Source organism: Variovorax sp. R-27 (genome assembly GCF_049913215.1).
Taxonomy (GTDB): Bacteria; Pseudomonadota; Gammaproteobacteria; order Burkholderiales; family Burkholderiaceae_C; genus Variovorax.
The window spans coordinates 3,257,647-3,274,110 of sequence record NZ_CP183984.1 but is presented as its reverse complement, the minus strand read 5'-3'; the positions used below and the strand labels follow the sequence as shown (position 1 = coordinate 3,274,110).

The following is a 16,464-nucleotide window of genomic DNA, read 5'->3' as shown; positions in this document are numbered from 1 at the left end:
TGCCCCATGCCAAATCAAGAAAACAATGCGTTGGAGGCCCCCCCCAGTTCTCCGCGCGCGGCTTCCGCGCGCCGGCGAATGGGGCCGCCTGCCCAGGGTGCCGTGCTCGGTGCCGTCCTGCTACTGTTGAGCGCCTGTGCGGTCGGCCCCGACTTCAAGACGCCCGACCTGCCGGCCGCCGCCAGCGGCGCCGACTACACGCCCGCGCCTATGCCCGCGCGCACCGCACAGGCCAACGTGCCGGCCGGCCAGGCCCAGGAACTGCTGCCGGGCCGTGACATTCCCGCGCAGTGGTGGGACGTGTTTCACTCGGAGCCGCTCGACCGGCTGATCCGCGCCTCGCTCGCGCAAAGCCCCACGCTGGCTTCTGCGCAGGCCGCATTGCGCCAGGCCGAAGCGACGTACGACGCCAAGTCGGGCAACCTGCTGTGGCCGCAGGTCACGGGACAGCTCGGCGTGCAGCGCGAGCGCGCATCCGAAGTCAGCACGCAGGTGCCGGGCGGCCAGTTGCTCACGCTGTACAACGCCTCGGTCAACGTCAGCTACAACCTCGACGTGTTCGGCGGCTCGCGCCGGCAGATCGAAGGCGAACGGGCCGCGGTGGAAGCGCAGCGCTACCAGGTCGAGGCGGTCTACCTCACGCTGACCTCGAACCTTGTCACCACCGCCATCCGCGAAGCCTCGCTGCGCGCGCAACTGCAGGCCGTGCGCGAGGTGCTGCAGGCGCAGCGCGAGCAGCTGAACGTGATCGAAAAGCAGTTCGACACCGGCGCGATCGCGAAGTCGATCGTGCTGCAGCAGCGCACGCAGGTCGCACAGACCGAAGCCACAGTGCCGCCCATCGAGAAATCGCTCGCGCAGACGCGCCACCAGCTCGCAGTGTTCGCGGGCCGCCTGCCGTCAGAAGCGGGCCTGCCCGAGTTCGACCTGGCTAGCCTCTCGCTGCCGCAGGCGTTGCCGCTTTCACTGCCCTCCGAACTCGCGCGCCAGCGCCCCGACGTGCGTGCCAGCGAAGCGCAGCTGCACCAGGCCAGCGCGGCAGTCGGCGTGGCCACAGCCAACCTCTATCCGCAGATCCAGCTGAGCGCCAGCTACGGTAACAGCGCCTTGCGGGCGCGCGACCTGTTCACCGGCCCGACCACCCTGTGGAACATCGGCGCCGGGCTCACGCAGCCGATCTTCAACGGCGGCGCCCTTCGCGCGCAGCAGCGCGCGGCAGTCGCGGCCTACGACTCGGCGGCGGCGCAGTACCGCAACACAGTGCTCGGCGCCTTCCAGAACGTGGCCGATGCCTTGCGCGCACTGGAACTCGACGCCAACGCCCTGCAGACCCAGGCCACGGCCGAATCCCTTGCAAGGCAGTCGCTCGACCTGTCGACCGCGCAGTTCCGTGCCGGCGCGGTGAGCTACGTCACGCTGCTGACAGCGCAGCAGGCCTGGCTGCAGACACACACGGCGCTGGTGCAGGCGCAGGCCGCGCGCTATGCCGACACCGCCGCCCTCTTCCAGGCGCTCGGCGGCGGCTGGTGGAACCGTGGCGCGCTGGCCGATGCGGTGATCGCACCGGGGCAGCAACCTGCGGCACAGCCCGCCGCACAGAACTGACCGAACACCTCCATCCAATAACACGAAGAAAAGCCTACCTATGACCCGGAGAATGATCATCATGATCGGCTGCGTGCTGCTGCTGGTCGCCGCGCTCGCGCTCGGCAAGTTCCTGCAGATCCGCGCGCTGATCGCGGCCGTGCCCAAGCCGGCGCCACAGACGGTGTCGACGGCCCAGGTGCAGAAGCTGCAGTGGCAGACGCAGTTCACCGCGGTGGGCACGCTGAACCCGGTGCGCGGCGCCGACCTCAGCACCGAAGTGGCGGGCCTGGTGCGCACGGTGCATTTCAAGTCCGGCCAGGACGTGAAGGCCGGCGCGCTGCTGGTCGAGCTCAACGCCGACTCCGACATCGCCCTGCTGCATTCCGCCGAAGCCGCCGCCGCGCAGGCCGCCACCGTGCTCAAGCGCGACCAGGCGCAGCTGGCTGTGCAGGCCGTGAGCCAGGCGCAGATCGACGCCGACACCAACGACCTGAAAGCCAAGCGCGCACAGGTCGAGCAGCAGGCGGCCGTGGTGGCGAAGAAGTCGATCCGCGCGCCCTTCTCGGGTCGCCTCGGCATCACCGCGCTGAACCCGGGCCAGTACGTGAACGCGGGCGACAAGCTCGTGACGCTGCAGACGCTGGACCCGATATACGCCGACTTCTCGCTGCCGCAGCAGCAGCTCGCGGGCCTCGCGGTAGGCCAGGTGGTAAACCTGACTGTCGACACCTTCCCGGGCCAGAGCTTCACCGGCAAGATCAACGCGATCAGCCCGAAGGTGGATTCCGCCACGCGCAACGTGCAGGTCGAGGCCACGGTGTCGAACCCCAAGCTGCTGCTGCTGCCCGGCATGTTCGCGAACGTGAAGATCGACATCGGCGGCGTGCAGGAACAGCTGACGCTGCCCTCCACCGCCGTCACCTACAACCCGTACGGCTCCACGGTGTACGTGGTGAAGGAAGCCGAGCCGCCAAAGGCTGGTTCTGCTGGTGCTGCCGGCGCTGCAGGTACGCCGGCCCCCGCGGCCAACCCGTCGGGCAAGCCGCAGCTCATCGCCGAGCAGGTCTTCATCGAGACCGGCCCGACGCGCGGCGACCAGATCTCCATCGTCAAGGGGCTGAAAGCCGGCCAGGTGGTGGTGAGCAGCGGACAGAACAAGCTGAAGAACGGCTCGCCCGTGACGGTGGACAACAGCGTGCAGCCCACCAACGACGCGGCGCCGACGCCGCAGGAAAAGTGAGGCAGCCCGCATGAACTTCACCGACATCTTCATCCGCCGGCCCGTGCTGGCGATGGTGGTGAGCCTGCTGATCGTGGTGCTGGGGCTGCGCGCACTGGCCGGCCTGCCGGTCAACCAGTATCCGAAGACCGAGAACGGCGTGGTCACCATCAGCACCGCCTACTACGGCGCCGACGCCGCCACGGTCGCGGGCTTCATCACGCAGCCTCTCGAAGCCGCCGTGTCGCAGGCGCAGGGTATCGACTACCTGTCGTCGTCGAGCAGCCTGGGCGTGTCGACCATCACCGCCACGCTGCGGCTGAACTACGACTCGAACCGCGCGCTGACCGAGATCAACACGCAGGTGAACTCCGTGCGCAACCAGCTGCCGCCGCAGGCGCAGCAGCCGGTGCTCACGGTGGCCACGGGCCAGACCACCGATGCCATGTACATCGGCTTCTACAGCGACACGCTGCCCAACAACAACGTGACCGACTTCCTGGTGCGCGTGGTGCAGCCCAAGCTCAACGCCATTGCGGGCGTGCAGACCGCCGAAATCCTCGGTGCGCGCACCTTCGCGCTGCGGGCCTGGCTCGATGCGCAGAAGATGGCCGCCTACGGCGTGACCGCCACCGACGTGAGCACCGCGCTCGCCGCCAACAACTACCTGGCGGCCGTGGGCACCAGCAAGGGCCAGATGGTGAGCGTGCCGCTCACGGCCGGCACTTCGCTGCACAGCGTGGACGAGTTCAAGCAGCTCTCTGTGAAGAGCAGCAACGGCGCCATCGTTCGGCTGCAGGACGTGGCCAATGTCACGCTCGGCTCTGAGAACTACGACTTCAACGTGGCCTTCAACGGCGTGCGCTCGGTGTTCATCGGCATCAAGGTCGCGCCCGAGGCCAACATCCTCGAAGTGGCCAAGCAGGTTCGCACCGTGTTCCCCGACCTGCAGGCCCAGTTGCCCACGGGCCTGACCGGAAAGATCGTCTACGACTCGACCGACTTCATCAACACCTCCATCAGCGAAGTGATCAAGACGCTGGTCGAGGCGCTGATCATCGTGACGGTGGTGATCTATCTCTTCCTGGGCAGCTTCCGCGCAGTGGTGGTGCCGGTGATTGCCATGCCGCTGTCGCTGATCGGCACTTTCTTCGTGATGCTGGTGCTTGGCTACTCCATCAACCTGCTCACGCTGCTGGCGCTGGTGCTGGCGATCGGGCTGGTGGTGGACGACGCGATCATCGTGGTGGAGAACGTCGACCGGCACATGCGGGAGGGCAAGTCGCCGATGCAGGCTTCGCTGCTCGCGGCACGTGAACTGGGCGGGCCCATTCTTGCCATGACGGTGGTGCTGGTTGCGGTGTACGTGCCCATCGGTTTCCAGGGCGGGCTGACCGGATCGCTGTTCACCGAATTCGCGTTCACGCTCGCGGGCTCGGTGGTGGTGTCGGGCGTGGTCGCGCTCACGCTGTCGCCGATGATGTGCTCGCGCTTCTTCAAGCCCGAGCAGGACACCGGCAAGTTCGCGACTTTCATCGAGCACACCTTCGAACGCGTGCACCGCCGTTACCAGCTGATATTGCGCGGCGTGCTGAAGACCTGGCCGGTGATGATCGTGATGGGCGCCATCCTCGTGGCGCTGCTGTTCGTGATGTTCAAGATGTCGAAGTCGGAGCTTGCGCCCGAGGAAGACCAGGGCATCGTGCTGTCGCAGGTGGTGGGCGCCCCCACGGCCACCATCAACCAGATGCAGACCTATGCGGACCAGATCTTCAAGGTTGCGCACGACACGCCCGAATACGCGCAGCTGTTCCAGCTGACCGGCGTGCCGAGCACCAACGCGGGCATTGCCGGCGTGCTGCTCAAGCCCTGGGACCAGCGCACGCGCAGCGCGCACGAGATCCAGGCCGATCTGCAGAACCGCTGGAACGGCATTGCGGGCGCGAAGGTCGTGGCCTTCCAGTTCCCGGCGCTGCCGGGTGCCTCGGGACTGCCGGTGCAGTTCGTCATCAAGACGACCGAGCCCTTCGAGAACCTGAACACGCTCGCGCAGCAGATCATGGACAAGGCGCGCGCGGACGGAAAGTTCTACTACATCGACGCCGACCTGAAGATCGACCTGCCGCAGGCCACCGTGGTGGTCGACCGCGACAAGATCGCCACGCTGGGCATCACGCAGCAGGACGTGGGCAATGCGATGGGCGCGGCGCTGGGCGGCGGGTATGTCAACTACTTCTCGATCTCGGGCCGCTCGTACAAGGTGATCCCGCAGGTGCAGCAGGTCGACCGGCTCAACCCGTCTGACGTGCTCAACTTCTACATCAAGACCCCGAACGGCGTGGTGCCAGCAAGCACGGTCGCTAGCCTTAAGTACACGGTGCAGCCCGAGACGGTGAACCACTTCCAGCAGCTCAACTCCGTGACCATCCAGGGCGTGCCCAGCGGCACGCAGGGCGAAACGCTGGAGTACCTGCGCGGCGTGGTGCAGCAGCTGGCGCCCAGCGGCTACACCGTCGACTACTCGGGCCAGTCGCGCCAGTTCGTGCAGGAGTCGGGCAACTTCGCCATCACCTTCCTGTTCGCGCTGATCATCGTGTTCCTGGCGCTGGCGGCGCAGTTCGAGAGCTTCCGCGACCCGGTGGTGATCCTGGTGTCGGTGCCGCTGGCCCTCTTCGGCGCAATGATCTTCATCTTCTGGGGCTTTGCCTCGATGAACATCTACACGCAGGTGGGGCTGGTCACGCTGATGGGGCTGATCAGCAAGCACGGCATCCTGATCGTCGAAGTGGCGAACCGGCTGCAGAAACAGGGGCTGAGCAAGCTCGACGCCATCGTCGAGGCGGCCGGCACGCGGCTGCGCCCGATTCTGATGACGACGGCGGCAATGGTCTTCGGCGTGCTGCCGCTGGTCATTGCCTCGGGCGCCGGCGCGGCCGGGCGCAAGGCGATGGGCATCGTGATCTTCAGCGGGCTGTCGATCGGCACGCTGTTCACCTTGTTTGTCGTGCCTGCGATGTACCTGTTCATTGCGGCGCGGCATCAGAAGGAAGAAAGCGCGGAGAGCCCGCCGGAACAGCCGGCGTTGCCGGGGGCGGTGGCGCCGGAGGCCTGAGCCTTCGGGCCAGGTCGCACCGGTCGAGCCCGCTGCCGTGGAAGCAGCGGGCTTTTTCGTTTCAGAATTGCAGCAACGACTCTTAAAGGACTGAAGACGTGCCCCTCTTCCATCTCCCGGCAATGCGCGGCGGCCTGCTGGCCCTCGCGGCCGCGGCACTCTTCGGCATCAGCACGCCGTTGGTCCAGCGTGCGGGTGCGGAACTCGGCGCCTTCACCACTGCTGCCCTGCTCTACGCCAGCGCCGCGTTCATGGGCGCCTGGCTGCGCCAGCCGGTGGAGCGCGAAGCGGCACTGCGCCGCGCCGACCTGAAGCGGCTGTCGTGGATGGCGCTGTTCGGCGCCGTCATCGGCCCCGTGGCGCTCGCCTGGGGCCTGCAGCACACCAGCGGCACCAGCGCCTCGCTCATGCTCGCGCTCGAAGCGCTGTTCACCGCGGTGCTGGCGCGTACGCTCTACCGCGAAGTGATGGACCGCCGGGTGTGGAGCGCGATGCTGTTGCTGCTCGCGGGCGGCATGGTGCTGGTGATCGACCGGGGCCTGAGCGGCGGCGTGCAGCTGCTGGGCCTGCTCGCAGTGCTGGCTGCCACGGCTGCCTGGGGCATCGACAACACCCTGTCGCGCGCGCTGGCCGAGCGCGATCCCGGCCAGGTGGTGCTCGGCAAGTCGCTGCTGGGCGCGGGCGCGACCGCCCTGCTCGCAATTGCGACCGGCGAACCGCTGCCCGGCTGGACCGCGGCCCTGGCACTGCTCGCCATCGGTGCCAGCGGCTACGGGCTCAGCTTGCGGCTCTACCTGCTGGCGCAACGTGCCTTCGGCGCGGCGCGCACGGGCTCAGTGTTCGCCTTTGCACCGTTCATCGGCGCAGTGGTCGCCATCGCGCTGGGGGACCGTGCCTTGAGCTGGGGCATGGCGACCGGCGGCTTGCTGATGCTTGCAGGCGTTGCCTTGCACCTGGCCGAATCCCACGGCCATGCGCACGACCACGAGGCGCTCGACCACGAACACGCGCACCGGCACGACGACGGGCATCACGACCATACGCACGACCCGATGCCGGTAGGCGAGCACAGCCACCCGCACCACCACACGCCGCTGCACCACACGCATGCGCACGTGCCGGACGCGCACCACGCGCATCCGCACTGAAGAAGAACCCTCGGGCTCGATGAAGCGCATAGACCAGCCGGCCGCGCGCAGCTCCTCAGCGCAGCCCGGGCACCAGGGTCGCCAGCAGCCCGACGGCCGCGCAGGCGCCGAGCAGCGGCATCACGCCGACCTTGAAGCGAAAGAGCGCCACGGCCGCCGCCACCGCGATGACCGCGGACAGCGCGTCGAAGCGCCCACCGAAACCCTGCGGCCACAGCACGTGGTACGCGAAGAACAGCGCGAGATTCAGGATCACGCCGACCACCGCTGCCGTAACGGCCGACAGCGGCGCGGTGAACCCGAGCCTGCCGTGCGTGGCCTCGATCAGCGGCCCACCCGCGAGGATGAAAACGAACGACGGCAGGAAGGTGAAGAAAGTCACCACCGTGGCCGCCAACGCCCCGCCGACGAACAAGGCGCCCGGCCCCGCGACCTGCTGCAGCCAGCCGCCCACGAAGCCGACGAAGGCCACCACCATGATCAGCGGCCCGGGCGTGGTCTCGCCGAGCGCCAGGCCGTCGATCATCTGCGTGCCGTTGAGCCAGTGGTAGTGCTCGACCGCCCCCTGGTACACATAAGGCAGCACGGCGTAGGCGCCGCCGAAGGTCAGCAGCGCAGCCTTGGTGAAGAACCAGCCCATCTGCGCCAGCGCGCTCTGCCAGCCCTGCGTGGCCACGAGCACGCCCATCGCCAGGGCCCACAGGCCGAGTCCCACTGCCAACACCTTGGCAAGGCGGCCACGCGTGAAGCGGGCATGCGCAGGGGTCGGCGTGTCGTCATCGATCAGCGCCGGTCCGTAGCCCTGATTGGCGCCGCCATGGCCACCGCCCAGCGCGAACACGCCCGGCGCCCGGCGCGCCCCGAAATGGCCGATCAGCGCGGCCCCGATCACGATCGCCGGGAACGGTGTGTCGAAGGCGAAGATGGCCACGAAGGCCGCGCCCGCAATGCCCCACATCCACCGATTCTTCAGCGCACGCGTGCCGATGCGATGGGCCGCATGCAGCACCAGCGCAGTGACGGCCGGCTTGATGCCGTAGAAGATGCCGGCCACCGCGGGCACATTGCCGTAGGCCATGTAGATCCAGGACAGCGCGATCAGGATGAACAGCGACGGCAGCACGAACAGCGCGCCGGCAACAATGCCGCCCCAGGTGCGGTGCATCAGCCAGCCGATGTAGGTGGCCAGCTGCTGGGCCTCGGGGCCGGGCAGCAGCATGCAGTAGTTGAGCGCATGCAGAAAGCGCTTCTCGCTGATCCAGCGCCGCCGCTCGACCAGCTCGGTGTGCATGATCGCGATCTGCCCGGCAGGACCGCCGAAGCTGATGAAGCCGAGCTTGAGCCAGAAGCGGAATGCTTCAGCAAAGGAGACGGGCTGGATCGGCGCGGAATGCGCGGGAGAGGAGTCAGGCAGTACGGTGTCCACGGATAGCTCCGTTGTGAGTCGCCAGCGCTTGGACGGGACACCGTCTTACTTTGCAGACCGGGAGGCTGTTTCCCCGGGACGGAAATCGTAGCAGACTCATCGGCGTGATGGTGGGGCGCGTATTGGGCGCGGTGCTCGGCAAGCGAGCGGAGATCATTGGCGGCCTGGTGCTGATCGGGATCGGCGTGTTGATCCTCTATGAGCACCTGAACGGTCTGGCTTGATCGCGCAGAAAAAATCCCCGCGTGCACGAGGCAGGCGGGGATTCCTGAAAGTTTGGTAGGACGTACTGGATTCGAACCAGTGACCAACGGATTAAAAGTCCGCTGCTCTACCAACTGAGCTAACGTCCCAAACCTTTTTTATTCTTGCTCTTGCCGACGTTGAATCCGGCAAAGCCAAAGATTATAGCGCGACGTTTGACGCGATTTTGTCGAGCACCCAACCTGCAGCGCATTGACCGAAGGTTGCCGTCACGCTCACCACCGAGCCGTAGCCGTGGCAGTTGAGTGAACCGTCGCCTTCGATGGCGCACGACGCATCCGGCGGCGCCACGCTTTCGCGGCTGAAGACGCAGGCAACGCCGATCTTGCGGCCTTCACGCGGGGCACCATGCTCCTTGCGCAGGCGCTGACGCAACTGCGCAAGCAGCGGGTCGTGCGTGACGAGCGACAGATCGTCGATATCGACCTTGTGCGCCTGCCGCTTGCCACCCGCCGCGCCGACCGTGACGAACGCGGTGCGCGACGATGCACGCGCCCATGCCGCCATGGCCACCTTGGCCTTCACCTGGTCGCAGGCATCGATGACGGCCGTTGCCGGCCCGTTCGCAGCCTGTGCCGCGTCGAGCAGCGAGAGCCAGTTGCCGGGCTCGACGAACTCGTCGATCGCCTGCACCTTGCACTCGGGGTTGATCTGCGCGATGCGGTCGCGCATGGCTTCGACCTTGGCCTGTCCCACGGTCGCATCGAGTGCGTGGATCTGGCGGTTGATGTTCGACTCCGACACGTGGTCGAGGTCAATCATGGTCAGCCGCCCCACTCCGCTACGCGCCAGCGCCTCGACCGCCCACGAGCCCACGCCGCCGATGCCGACGACCAGCACGTGCGCATTGCGGATGCGCGCGGCACCGGCCACGCCATACAGCCGCTCGAGTCCGCCGAAGCGGCGCGCAAAGTCAGGCGCCGCGGTGTCGGTGACGACATCCGCGGCGGCAGGAGGAGTGGTGAACGCGGCAGCGATGATGGCGCTCAAGCGGAAAGCTCCGCCGGCATCAGCGCAGGCGCGAGAGGCGCTCGCGGCCGGCCTGTGCGGCTTCGGACTGCGGATAGGCCTTGGTCAGGTCTTCCAGCGTGCGGCGCGCGGCGCGCGTGTCCTTCAGCTCGATCTGGCAGTTCGCGATCGACAGCACGGCCTCGGGGGCCTTGGCATGGTCGGGCGCGAGCGAGAGCATGGAGCGGAAGTTCGCGATGGCCTCGTTGTAGTTACGCGTGGCGTACTGCGCATTCCCGAGCCAGAACAGCGCCGAGGCGTTGTAGCCGCTTTGCGGGTAGCGCTTGACGAACTCGGCAAACGCGGTCTGCGCCTGCGCGAACTGGCCCGAGCGGAACACGCCGAGGGCGGCGTCGAAGTCGGCCTTTTCCTTGGGATCGGCGGTGAACTCGCGGCCGTCCACCGACACCTTCGAAGGCTCGCTCTGCTTGAGCTTGTCGTCGATGGTGGTCTGGCGCGACTGCATCTCGCTCACCGTGCGGGTGAGCTGCTCGTTCTGGCCGGTCATGCGCGCCAGGTCGCCACGCATCTGCTCGATCTGGTTCTGCAGGTCGAGCAGGCTGCGGCGCAGCTGGCCGTTCTCGTCGGTCAGCCGCTGGTCGGTCTGCTGGCGCATGGCCTCGACGCGCTGGCGCAAGTCGAGGATGGCGCGGCGAGCCTCGTCATCCTCGAACAGTGCAGCCTGCGACCCCATCGAGACGCAGAGCAAGGCGGCAGCCAGCGCCGCGCCTCGCAGCATGGCGCGTGGCATCACCGGGTGTAGCGGATTTCGGCGCGGCGGTTCTGCGCCCACACTTCTTCACCCGAGCCCGTGACGGCAGGCTTTTCCTTGCCGAAGCTCACGGCTTCGATCTGGCTGTCGCTCACGCCCAGCAGGGTCAGCGCGCGGCGCACGGCTTCGGAACGCTTCTGGCCGAGTGCAAGGTTGTACTCGCGGCCGCCACGTTCGTCGGTGTGGCCTTCGATCGAGACGCGGCGTTGCGGGTTGGCCTTGAGGAACCTGGCGTGGCCGTCGATCAGCGATTGGAACTCGGGCTTGACCGTGTAGCTGTCGTAGTCGAAATACACGATGCGCTCGACGCCAATCGGACCTTGCGCGGTGCCCGCGGTCGGATCGATGGTGACAGGTGCCACGGTGCTGGCGCCTTGCTGGCCACCGGCCGTGCCGGAACGGTCGGTCACCGGCGTTTCGTTGAGCTTGGTGCCCGACGAGCAACCGGCGATGAGAGCCACGATGGCCAGCGAATAAATCGTACGTTTCAACATATTTTCAAACTCCTCAAATAAACCTTGGTCATTGCTTTTGAAACGGACCCCAGTCCGGTTCCCTGATGTCTCCCGCCTGTCCCGCCAGTCGTGCCTTTATTTTTCCATCGAGCGTGGTCGTCATCAGGGCTTCGCGGCCCTGCAATTGCGTTGCATAGACGATCAGCTTGCTGTTCGGGGCAAAACTTGGACTTTCGTCCGCGGAGGTGTCGGTGATTGCGCTGACGTTGCCGGTTGCCAACTCCATCACATGGAGTTTGAAGGCACCGCCCACTCGGGAGATGTAGGCCAACCACCGGCCATCGCCGCTGACAGACGGAGAAATGTTGTAGGTGCCGCTGAAGGTCACCCGCGTCGGGTTGCCGCCACCGGCGCTCATCTTGTAGATCTGGGGCGCACCGCCGCGGTCGCTCACGAAATAGATGGTGCCGCCGTCGGCCGAGTACACCGGCTCGGTGTCGATGCTGGAGCTTTGCGTCAGGCGGCGCGGTTCGCCGCCGCTGGCCGGAATGGAGAACAGCTGCGAGCCGCCATCGCGGCTGAGCGTGACGGCAAGCGAATTGCCGTCCGGCGCCCAGGCCGGCGCGCTATTGGAACCCTTGAAGTTGGCAAGCAGCCGGCGCTGGCCGGTGGCCACGTTGTGCACGTACACGACAGGCTTGCGCGACTCGAAGGACACATACGCCAACTGTTGCCCGTTGGACGACCAGCAGGGCGAGATGATGGGTTCGGGGCTGGCGAGCGCGGCCTGGGCGTTCTCGCCGTCGGCATCGGCCACCCACAGCGAGTAGCGGCTGCCGCCCTTGGTGACGTAGGCGATGCGGGTCGAGAAGATGCCCTTTTCGCCGGTCAGCTTCTCGTACACGTAGTCGGCAATGCGGTGCGAGGCAAGGCGCAGGTCACCCTGAGGAACGGTGTAGCTCAGGCCACCCAGGTCCTGCCCCTTCACCACGTCCCACAGGCGGAAGCGCACGTCGAAGCGGCCGTCGGCCAGCCGGTTGACGCTGCCCACCACGAGCGAATCGGCCGTGCGCTGGCGCCACAGCGACAGGTCGGGGCGCGAGGCCTCGTCCAGCGCCTGGCCCGAAGCGTCGACGCCGCGGAACTGGCCACTGCGTTCCAGGTCGGCCTGGACGATGTCCGAGATCTTCTGGGGCGAGCCTTCCTGGCCCTTGAAAGGAACGAGCGCAATCGGCAGCTGCGTGAGCCCGACGCCCGACACCTCGACCCGGAACTGGGCCAGTGCAGGAAGCATGGGAGTGGCAGCGAGAGCCGCGATGAGCGTGCGGCGTGCAAATAACGATGAAGAAGGAGTTGGAATTAGAGTTGGCAACGGCTTGTTCATGCGGTTCGGAGAGGTTTCCGGGTAAAAAGTTCTCCCCGGCTGTAACGGGCCACATGTTACACACTGGCTTGAAGCCGCCGTCACAAAACGTTTATCCGGCGGCGCGGTCCTACAGAAGCACCTGCGGAAGGCCCTGAATAAGGGCCCCCGTAGAATCCGCCGCCATGCAAGCACCCCCCGGCGGCGAGAACGTACGCCCTCCCCTGATGCGCCGTATGGCGCGACTCATGACCTGGTTTGGCGGCTCCCGCCAATGGTGGGCCCTCGGACTGAGCGGAGCGATGCTGGCAGCAATCACCGAACCGCTGATGGCCGCCCTGCTGAAGCCCCTGCTCGACCGGGGCTTCACGCGCGGCGAGATGCCCTTGTGGTTCGTGCCCGCCGCCGTGCTGCTTCTTTTCGCAGTACGCGGCATCGCCCAGTTCATTTCCCAGTACGCCCTGTCGCGCATCGCCAACGAAGGCATGCAGAAGCTGCGGCGGGTGTTGTTCGAGCGGCTGCTAGGCGCCGAACTCGCGCTGTTCGCCCGGCAGTCGGCCAGCACCCTCTCGAACACGGTGGTCTACGAAGTGCAGACCGGCGCGATGCTGCTGGTACAAGCGATTCTCGGACTCTCGCGCGACGGCTTCACGCTGATCGCGCTGCTGGGCTATCTGGTCTACCTGAACTGGAAGCTCACCCTCATCGTCGCCTTCCTGGTGCCCAGCATCTCCTGGATCATGAAGGTGTTCTCCAAGCGGCTCTATCGCCTGACCCAGCAGGGCCAGCAGGCCACCGACGAGCTGGCGTACGTGGTCGAGGAAAACGTGCTCGCCCACCGCGTGGTGCGCCTGCACGGCGCGGAAGGCGCGCAGGGCCGCCGCTTCGAGCAACTAAGCCAGCGCCTGAACCGGCTGGCCGTGAAGTCGACCATCGCCCAGGCCGCCACCACGCCGCTCACGCAGATGATGGCGTCGCTCGCGCTGTCGATCGTAGTGATGATCGCGCTGTGGCAAAGCGGCAAGCAGGGCTTCACGGTAGGCGGCTTCGTCGCCTACATCACGGCCATGTTGATGCTGATCGCGCCGATCCGGCGCCTCGCCGAAGTGGCCGGCCCCATCACACGCGGCCTCGCCGCGCTGGAGCGCGGACTGATACTGATCGACGACGTGGCCCCGGAGTCGCAAGGCACGTTCCAGGTCGAACACGCCGAAGGACGCATCGAACTGCGCAACGTGCAAGTCAGCTACCGCGGCGAAGACGAACAGCGCGCGCTCGACGGCGTGAGCCTGACCATCGAACCCGGCCAGGTGGTGGCCTTCGTCGGCCCTTCGGGCTCGGGCAAGACCACGCTGGTCAACCTGCTGCCGCGCTTCGTGCAGCCCAGTGGCGGACAGGTGCTGCTCGACGGGCACGACACCAGCGAATGGCAATTGAAAAGCCTGCGCGCCCAGTTCGCCATGGTGAGCCAGGACGTGGTGATGCTCAACGAGACGCTGGCGGCCAACGTGGCGCTGGGCGCCGAAATCGACCGCGAGCGCGTGCTGCAGTGCATCGAGGCGGCCAACCTGAGCGCGCACGTCGAAAGCCTGCCCCAGGGCCTCGACACGGTGCTCGGCCACAACGCCACGCAGCTTTCAGGCGGCCAGCGCCAGCGCCTCGCCATTGCCCGCGCGCTCTACAAGAATGCGCCCGTGCTGCTGCTCGACGAGGCTACCTCGGCGCTCGACACCGAATCCGAACGGCTGGTGCAGGACGCCCTGCAGCGGCTGATGCAGAACCGCACCACGCTGATCGTCGCCCACCGCCTGTCGACCATCCAGCATGCCGACCGGATCATCGTGATGGAGCAAGGCCGTATCGCCGAGCAAGGCAGCCACGAGCAACTCATGGCGCTGGACGGCCTCTACGCGCGGCTGCAGACACTGGCGGTGCGCAGCGCGCCGCCGGGGCAAGACCCGACGCTTTAGGCCTTAAAGCAGCACGATGTCGTACTGTCCCTGCCCGATCGCGGGCTCGGACTGCAGCGAAATCGGCTTGCCGATGAAGTCGCTCAGCCCCGCCAGGTGCTGGCTCTCCTCGTCGAGGAACAGCTCGATCACCTGCGGCGACGACACAATGCGGAACTCGCGCGGCGTGAACTGCCGCGCCTCGCGCAATATCTCTCGCATCACGTCGTAGGCCACGCTGCGCGCGGTCTTCACGATGCCCTGGCCGCCGCAGGCCGCACAGGGCTCGCACAGCATGTGCGCCAGCGATTCGCGGGTGCGCTTGCGCGTCATCTCGACCAGCCCGAGCTGCGAGAAACCACCGGCCGTGGTCTTCACGCGGTCGCGCGCCAGTTGCTTGCGGAACTCCGCCAGCACCTGTTCGCGGTGGTCGTCGCGACCCATGTCGATGAAGTCGACGATGATGATCCCGCCCAGGTTGCGCAGCCGCAGTTGCCGCGCAATGGCCTGCGCCGCTTCGAGGTTGGTCTTGAAGATGGTGTCGTCGAAGTTGCGTGCACCGACGAAGCCGCCGGTGTTCACGTCCACCGTGGTCAACGCCTCGGTCTGGTCGACCACAAGGTAGCCGCCCGACTTGAGTTCGACGCGCCGGCCCAGCGCCTTCGCGATTTCCTCGTCGACCGAATACAAATCGAAGATCGGCCGCTCGCCCTTGTAGTGCTGCAGCTTGCCCGCCGCCTTGGGCATGAATTCGAGCCCGAACTTCAGCAGCACCTCGAACTGCTCTCGCGAGTCGATGCGGATGGTCTGCGTGTCTTCGCTGGTCATGTCGCGCAGCACGCGCTGCAGCAGGCTCAGGTCCTGGTGCAGCAACGACATCGGCGGCATGCGCATCGAGGCGTCACGGATGCGCGACCAGGTCTTGCGCAGATAGGCGATGTCTTCGGCCAGCTCGGGGTCGGTGGAGTCCTCGCCGTTGGTGCGCAGGATGAAGCCGCCGGTGTTGGCCGGCACCACGCCGCCACTGTCGGCCGCAGCAGCCGCCTCGATCAGCGCCAGCATGCGGTTGCGCAGCGACTCGCGCTGGTCCGACGGGATCTTCTGCGACACGCCTATGTGGTTGTCCTGCGGCAAGAACACCAGCAGCCGCCCGGCAATGCTGATCTGCGTGGACAGCCGCGCGCCCTTGGTGCCGATGGGGTCCTTGATGACCTGTACCAGCAGCGACTGGCCCTCGAACACCTGCTTCTCGATGGGCACCATCGGCCCGCCGTTGCGGTGGTCGCGCTCGGGCGCCGGCGCACTGGGCCGCGAGCCCGGAGTGAACGGCGCCACGATGTCGGCCACGTGCAGGAAAGCCGTGCGCTCCAGGCCGATGTCGATGAAGGCCGACTGCATGCCCGGCAGCACGCGCGACACCTTGCCGAGGTAGATGTTGCCGACCAAGCCTCGCTCCAGCGTTCGCTCGACGTGCAGCTCTTGCACCGCGCCGTGCTCGACCAGCGCCACACGGGTCTCCTGCGGAGACCAGTTGATCAGGATGTCTTGCATGGAATTCTCAAGTATTGAAACCGGCGTTTCGAAGCAGCCCTGCTGTCTCGAACATGGGGAGGCCCATGATGCCCGAATAGGACCCGCTGATGTGCTCGATGAACGCGGCCGCCGCGCCTTGAATGGCGTAGGCACCGGCCTTGCCCAGCGGCTCGCCGCTTTCCGCATAGCGGGCGATCTGGGCGTCTGTGATGTCGGCGAAGCGCACGCGCGACACGCTGAGCGCGGCGTGGCGTTGTGCGCCATGCTGCAGCGCAACGGCGGTCAGCACGCGGTGCGTGGCGCCTGAGAGCAATCGCAGCATGCGCGCCGCATCGGCCGCGTCTTCGGGCTTGCCGAGGATGGTGCGGCCGAGTGCGACCGTGGTGTCGGCGCAGAGCACCGGCGCGTCGGCAAGGTCTCGGCGTTGAAGCCGGGCCACGGCAGCATCGAGCTTCAGGGCCGTGACGCGCTGCACATACGTTGCAGGAGCCTCGTTGGGCAGCACGGCTTCGAGCGATTCGGCGTCTTCGTCGGCATCGGCCAGCAGCAGTTCGTGGCGCACGCCGAGTTGGCCGAGCAGTTGGGCGCGGCGTGGGCTCTGCGAAGCGAGGTAGATGAAGTCCGGCAA

12 protein-coding genes, 1 tRNA gene and 1 pseudogene are annotated in these 16,464 nt (G+C 66.8%); 6 read left to right on the top strand and 8 right to left on the bottom strand.

Going from position 1 to position 16,464, the window contains the following annotated elements:
* Positions 1-102: 102 nt before the first annotated feature.
* The 4 genes from ACN9MV_RS15255 (at position 103) to ACN9MV_RS15240 (ending at position 7,066) form a co-directional block, all read left to right on the top strand.
* Complete coding sequence (locus ACN9MV_RS15255) at positions 103-1,605, top strand: efflux transporter outer membrane subunit (RefSeq protein ID WP_426392964.1); 1,503 nt, start codon at positions 103-105, stop codon at positions 1,603-1,605.
* A gap of 52 nt (positions 1,606-1,657) precedes the next feature.
* The gene (locus ACN9MV_RS15250; protein ID WP_176928780.1) at positions 1,658-2,827 is read left to right on the top strand and encodes an efflux RND transporter periplasmic adaptor subunit; all 1,170 of its coding nucleotides are present in this window, start codon (positions 1,658-1,660) and stop codon (positions 2,825-2,827) included.
* A gap of 10 nt (positions 2,828-2,837) precedes the next feature.
* Positions 2,838-5,918 (top strand): efflux RND transporter permease subunit, encoded by a 3,081-nt coding sequence (locus ACN9MV_RS15245; protein ID WP_093173904.1) that lies wholly within the window; start codon positions 2,838-2,840, stop codon positions 5,916-5,918.
* A 122-nt stretch (positions 5,919-6,040) separates the two neighbouring features.
* Complete coding sequence (locus ACN9MV_RS15240) at positions 6,041-7,066, top strand: DMT family transporter (protein ID WP_426393170.1); 1,026 nt, start codon at positions 6,041-6,043, stop codon at positions 7,064-7,066.
* A gap of 55 nt (positions 7,067-7,121) precedes the next feature.
* Here the strand turns inward: ACN9MV_RS15240 and chrA are convergent, their stop codons facing one another.
* Positions 7,122-8,492, bottom strand: coding sequence for a chromate efflux transporter (gene chrA / locus ACN9MV_RS15235; RefSeq protein WP_426392963.1), 1,371 nt, complete (start codon positions 8,490-8,492; stop codon positions 7,122-7,124).
* Between the two features lie 98 nt (positions 8,493-8,590).
* On the opposite strand from chrA, the pseudogene ACN9MV_RS15230 reads away from it, so the two are divergent.
* Positions 8,591-8,716, top strand: a pseudogene (locus ACN9MV_RS15230) (manganese efflux pump); the annotation flags it as partial.
* 53 nt (positions 8,717-8,769) lie between these two features.
* Here the strand turns inward: ACN9MV_RS15230 and ACN9MV_RS15225 are convergent.
* From ACN9MV_RS15225 to tolB, 5 genes are all read right to left on the bottom strand, one after another.
* Positions 8,770-8,845: transfer RNA gene (locus tag ACN9MV_RS15225), tRNA-Lys, on the bottom strand.
* Between the two features lie 52 nt (positions 8,846-8,897).
* Positions 8,898-9,746 carry a tRNA threonylcarbamoyladenosine dehydratase gene (locus ACN9MV_RS15220; RefSeq protein ID WP_093074640.1) on the bottom strand — a complete coding sequence of 283 codons (849 nt, stop codon included), beginning with the start codon at positions 9,744-9,746 and terminating at the stop codon, positions 8,898-8,900.
* Positions 9,747-9,765: 19 nt separating this feature from the next.
* The gene (gene ybgF, locus ACN9MV_RS15215; protein WP_093054675.1) at positions 9,766-10,515 is read right to left on the bottom strand and encodes a tol-pal system protein YbgF; all 750 of its coding nucleotides are present in this window, start codon (positions 10,513-10,515) and stop codon (positions 9,766-9,768) included.
* Complete coding sequence (pal, locus tag ACN9MV_RS15210; protein ID WP_093054673.1) at positions 10,515-11,030, bottom strand: peptidoglycan-associated lipoprotein Pal; 516 nt, start codon at positions 11,028-11,030, stop codon at positions 10,515-10,517. The genes ybgF and pal overlap by 1 nt, the downstream gene beginning before the upstream one ends.
* A gap of 28 nt (positions 11,031-11,058) precedes the next feature.
* A complete protein-coding gene (gene tolB, locus ACN9MV_RS15205; protein WP_218132221.1) occupies positions 11,059-12,285 on the bottom strand; it encodes a Tol-Pal system beta propeller repeat protein TolB in 1,227 nt (408 codons plus the stop codon).
* A gap of 254 nt (positions 12,286-12,539) precedes the next feature.
* Between tolB and msbA the strand changes: the two genes are divergently transcribed.
* Positions 12,540-14,324: a lipid A export permease/ATP-binding protein MsbA gene (gene msbA / locus ACN9MV_RS15200; RefSeq protein WP_093054669.1), complete on the top strand. Its 1,785-nt coding sequence runs from the start codon at positions 12,540-12,542 to the stop codon at positions 14,322-14,324.
* A gap of 3 nt (positions 14,325-14,327) precedes the next feature.
* Here the strand turns inward: msbA and rng are convergent, their stop codons facing one another.
* Both rng and ACN9MV_RS15190 read right to left on the bottom strand, forming a co-directional pair.
* Positions 14,328-15,854 (bottom strand): ribonuclease G, encoded by a 1,527-nt coding sequence (gene rng / locus ACN9MV_RS15195; protein WP_093054667.1) that lies wholly within the window; start codon positions 15,852-15,854, stop codon positions 14,328-14,330.
* A 7-nt stretch (positions 15,855-15,861) separates the two neighbouring features.
* Positions 15,862-16,464 (bottom strand): Maf family protein, encoded by a 603-nt coding sequence (locus ACN9MV_RS15190; protein ID WP_426392960.1) that lies wholly within the window; start codon positions 16,462-16,464, stop codon positions 15,862-15,864.

What these genes read in the sequence shown, in the direction of transcription:
- ACN9MV_RS15240 (WP_426393170.1), top strand. Translation starts at nt 6,041, where the DNA reads ATGCGCGGCGGCCTGCTGGCCCTCGCGGCCGCGGCACTCTTCGGCATC.
- rng (WP_093054667.1), bottom strand. Translation starts at nt 15,854, where the DNA reads ATGCAAGACATCCTGATCAACTGGTCTCCGCAGGAGACCCGTGTGGCG.
- tolB (WP_218132221.1), bottom strand. Translation starts at nt 12,285, where the DNA reads ATGCTTCCTGCACTGGCCCAGTTCCGGGTCGAGGTGTCGGGCGTCGGG.
- pal (WP_093054673.1), bottom strand. Translation starts at nt 11,030, where the DNA reads ATGTTGAAACGTACGATTTATTCGCTGGCCATCGTGGCTCTCATCGCC.
- ACN9MV_RS15245 (WP_093173904.1), top strand. Translation starts at nt 2,838, where the DNA reads ATGAACTTCACCGACATCTTCATCCGCCGGCCCGTGCTGGCGATGGTG.
- msbA (WP_093054669.1), top strand. Translation starts at nt 12,540, where the DNA reads ATGCAAGCACCCCCCGGCGGCGAGAACGTACGCCCTCCCCTGATGCGC.
- ACN9MV_RS15250 (WP_176928780.1), top strand. Translation starts at nt 1,658, where the DNA reads ATGATCATCATGATCGGCTGCGTGCTGCTGCTGGTCGCCGCGCTCGCG.
- ybgF (WP_093054675.1), bottom strand. Translation starts at nt 10,515, where the DNA reads ATGCCACGCGCCATGCTGCGAGGCGCGGCGCTGGCTGCCGCCTTGCTC.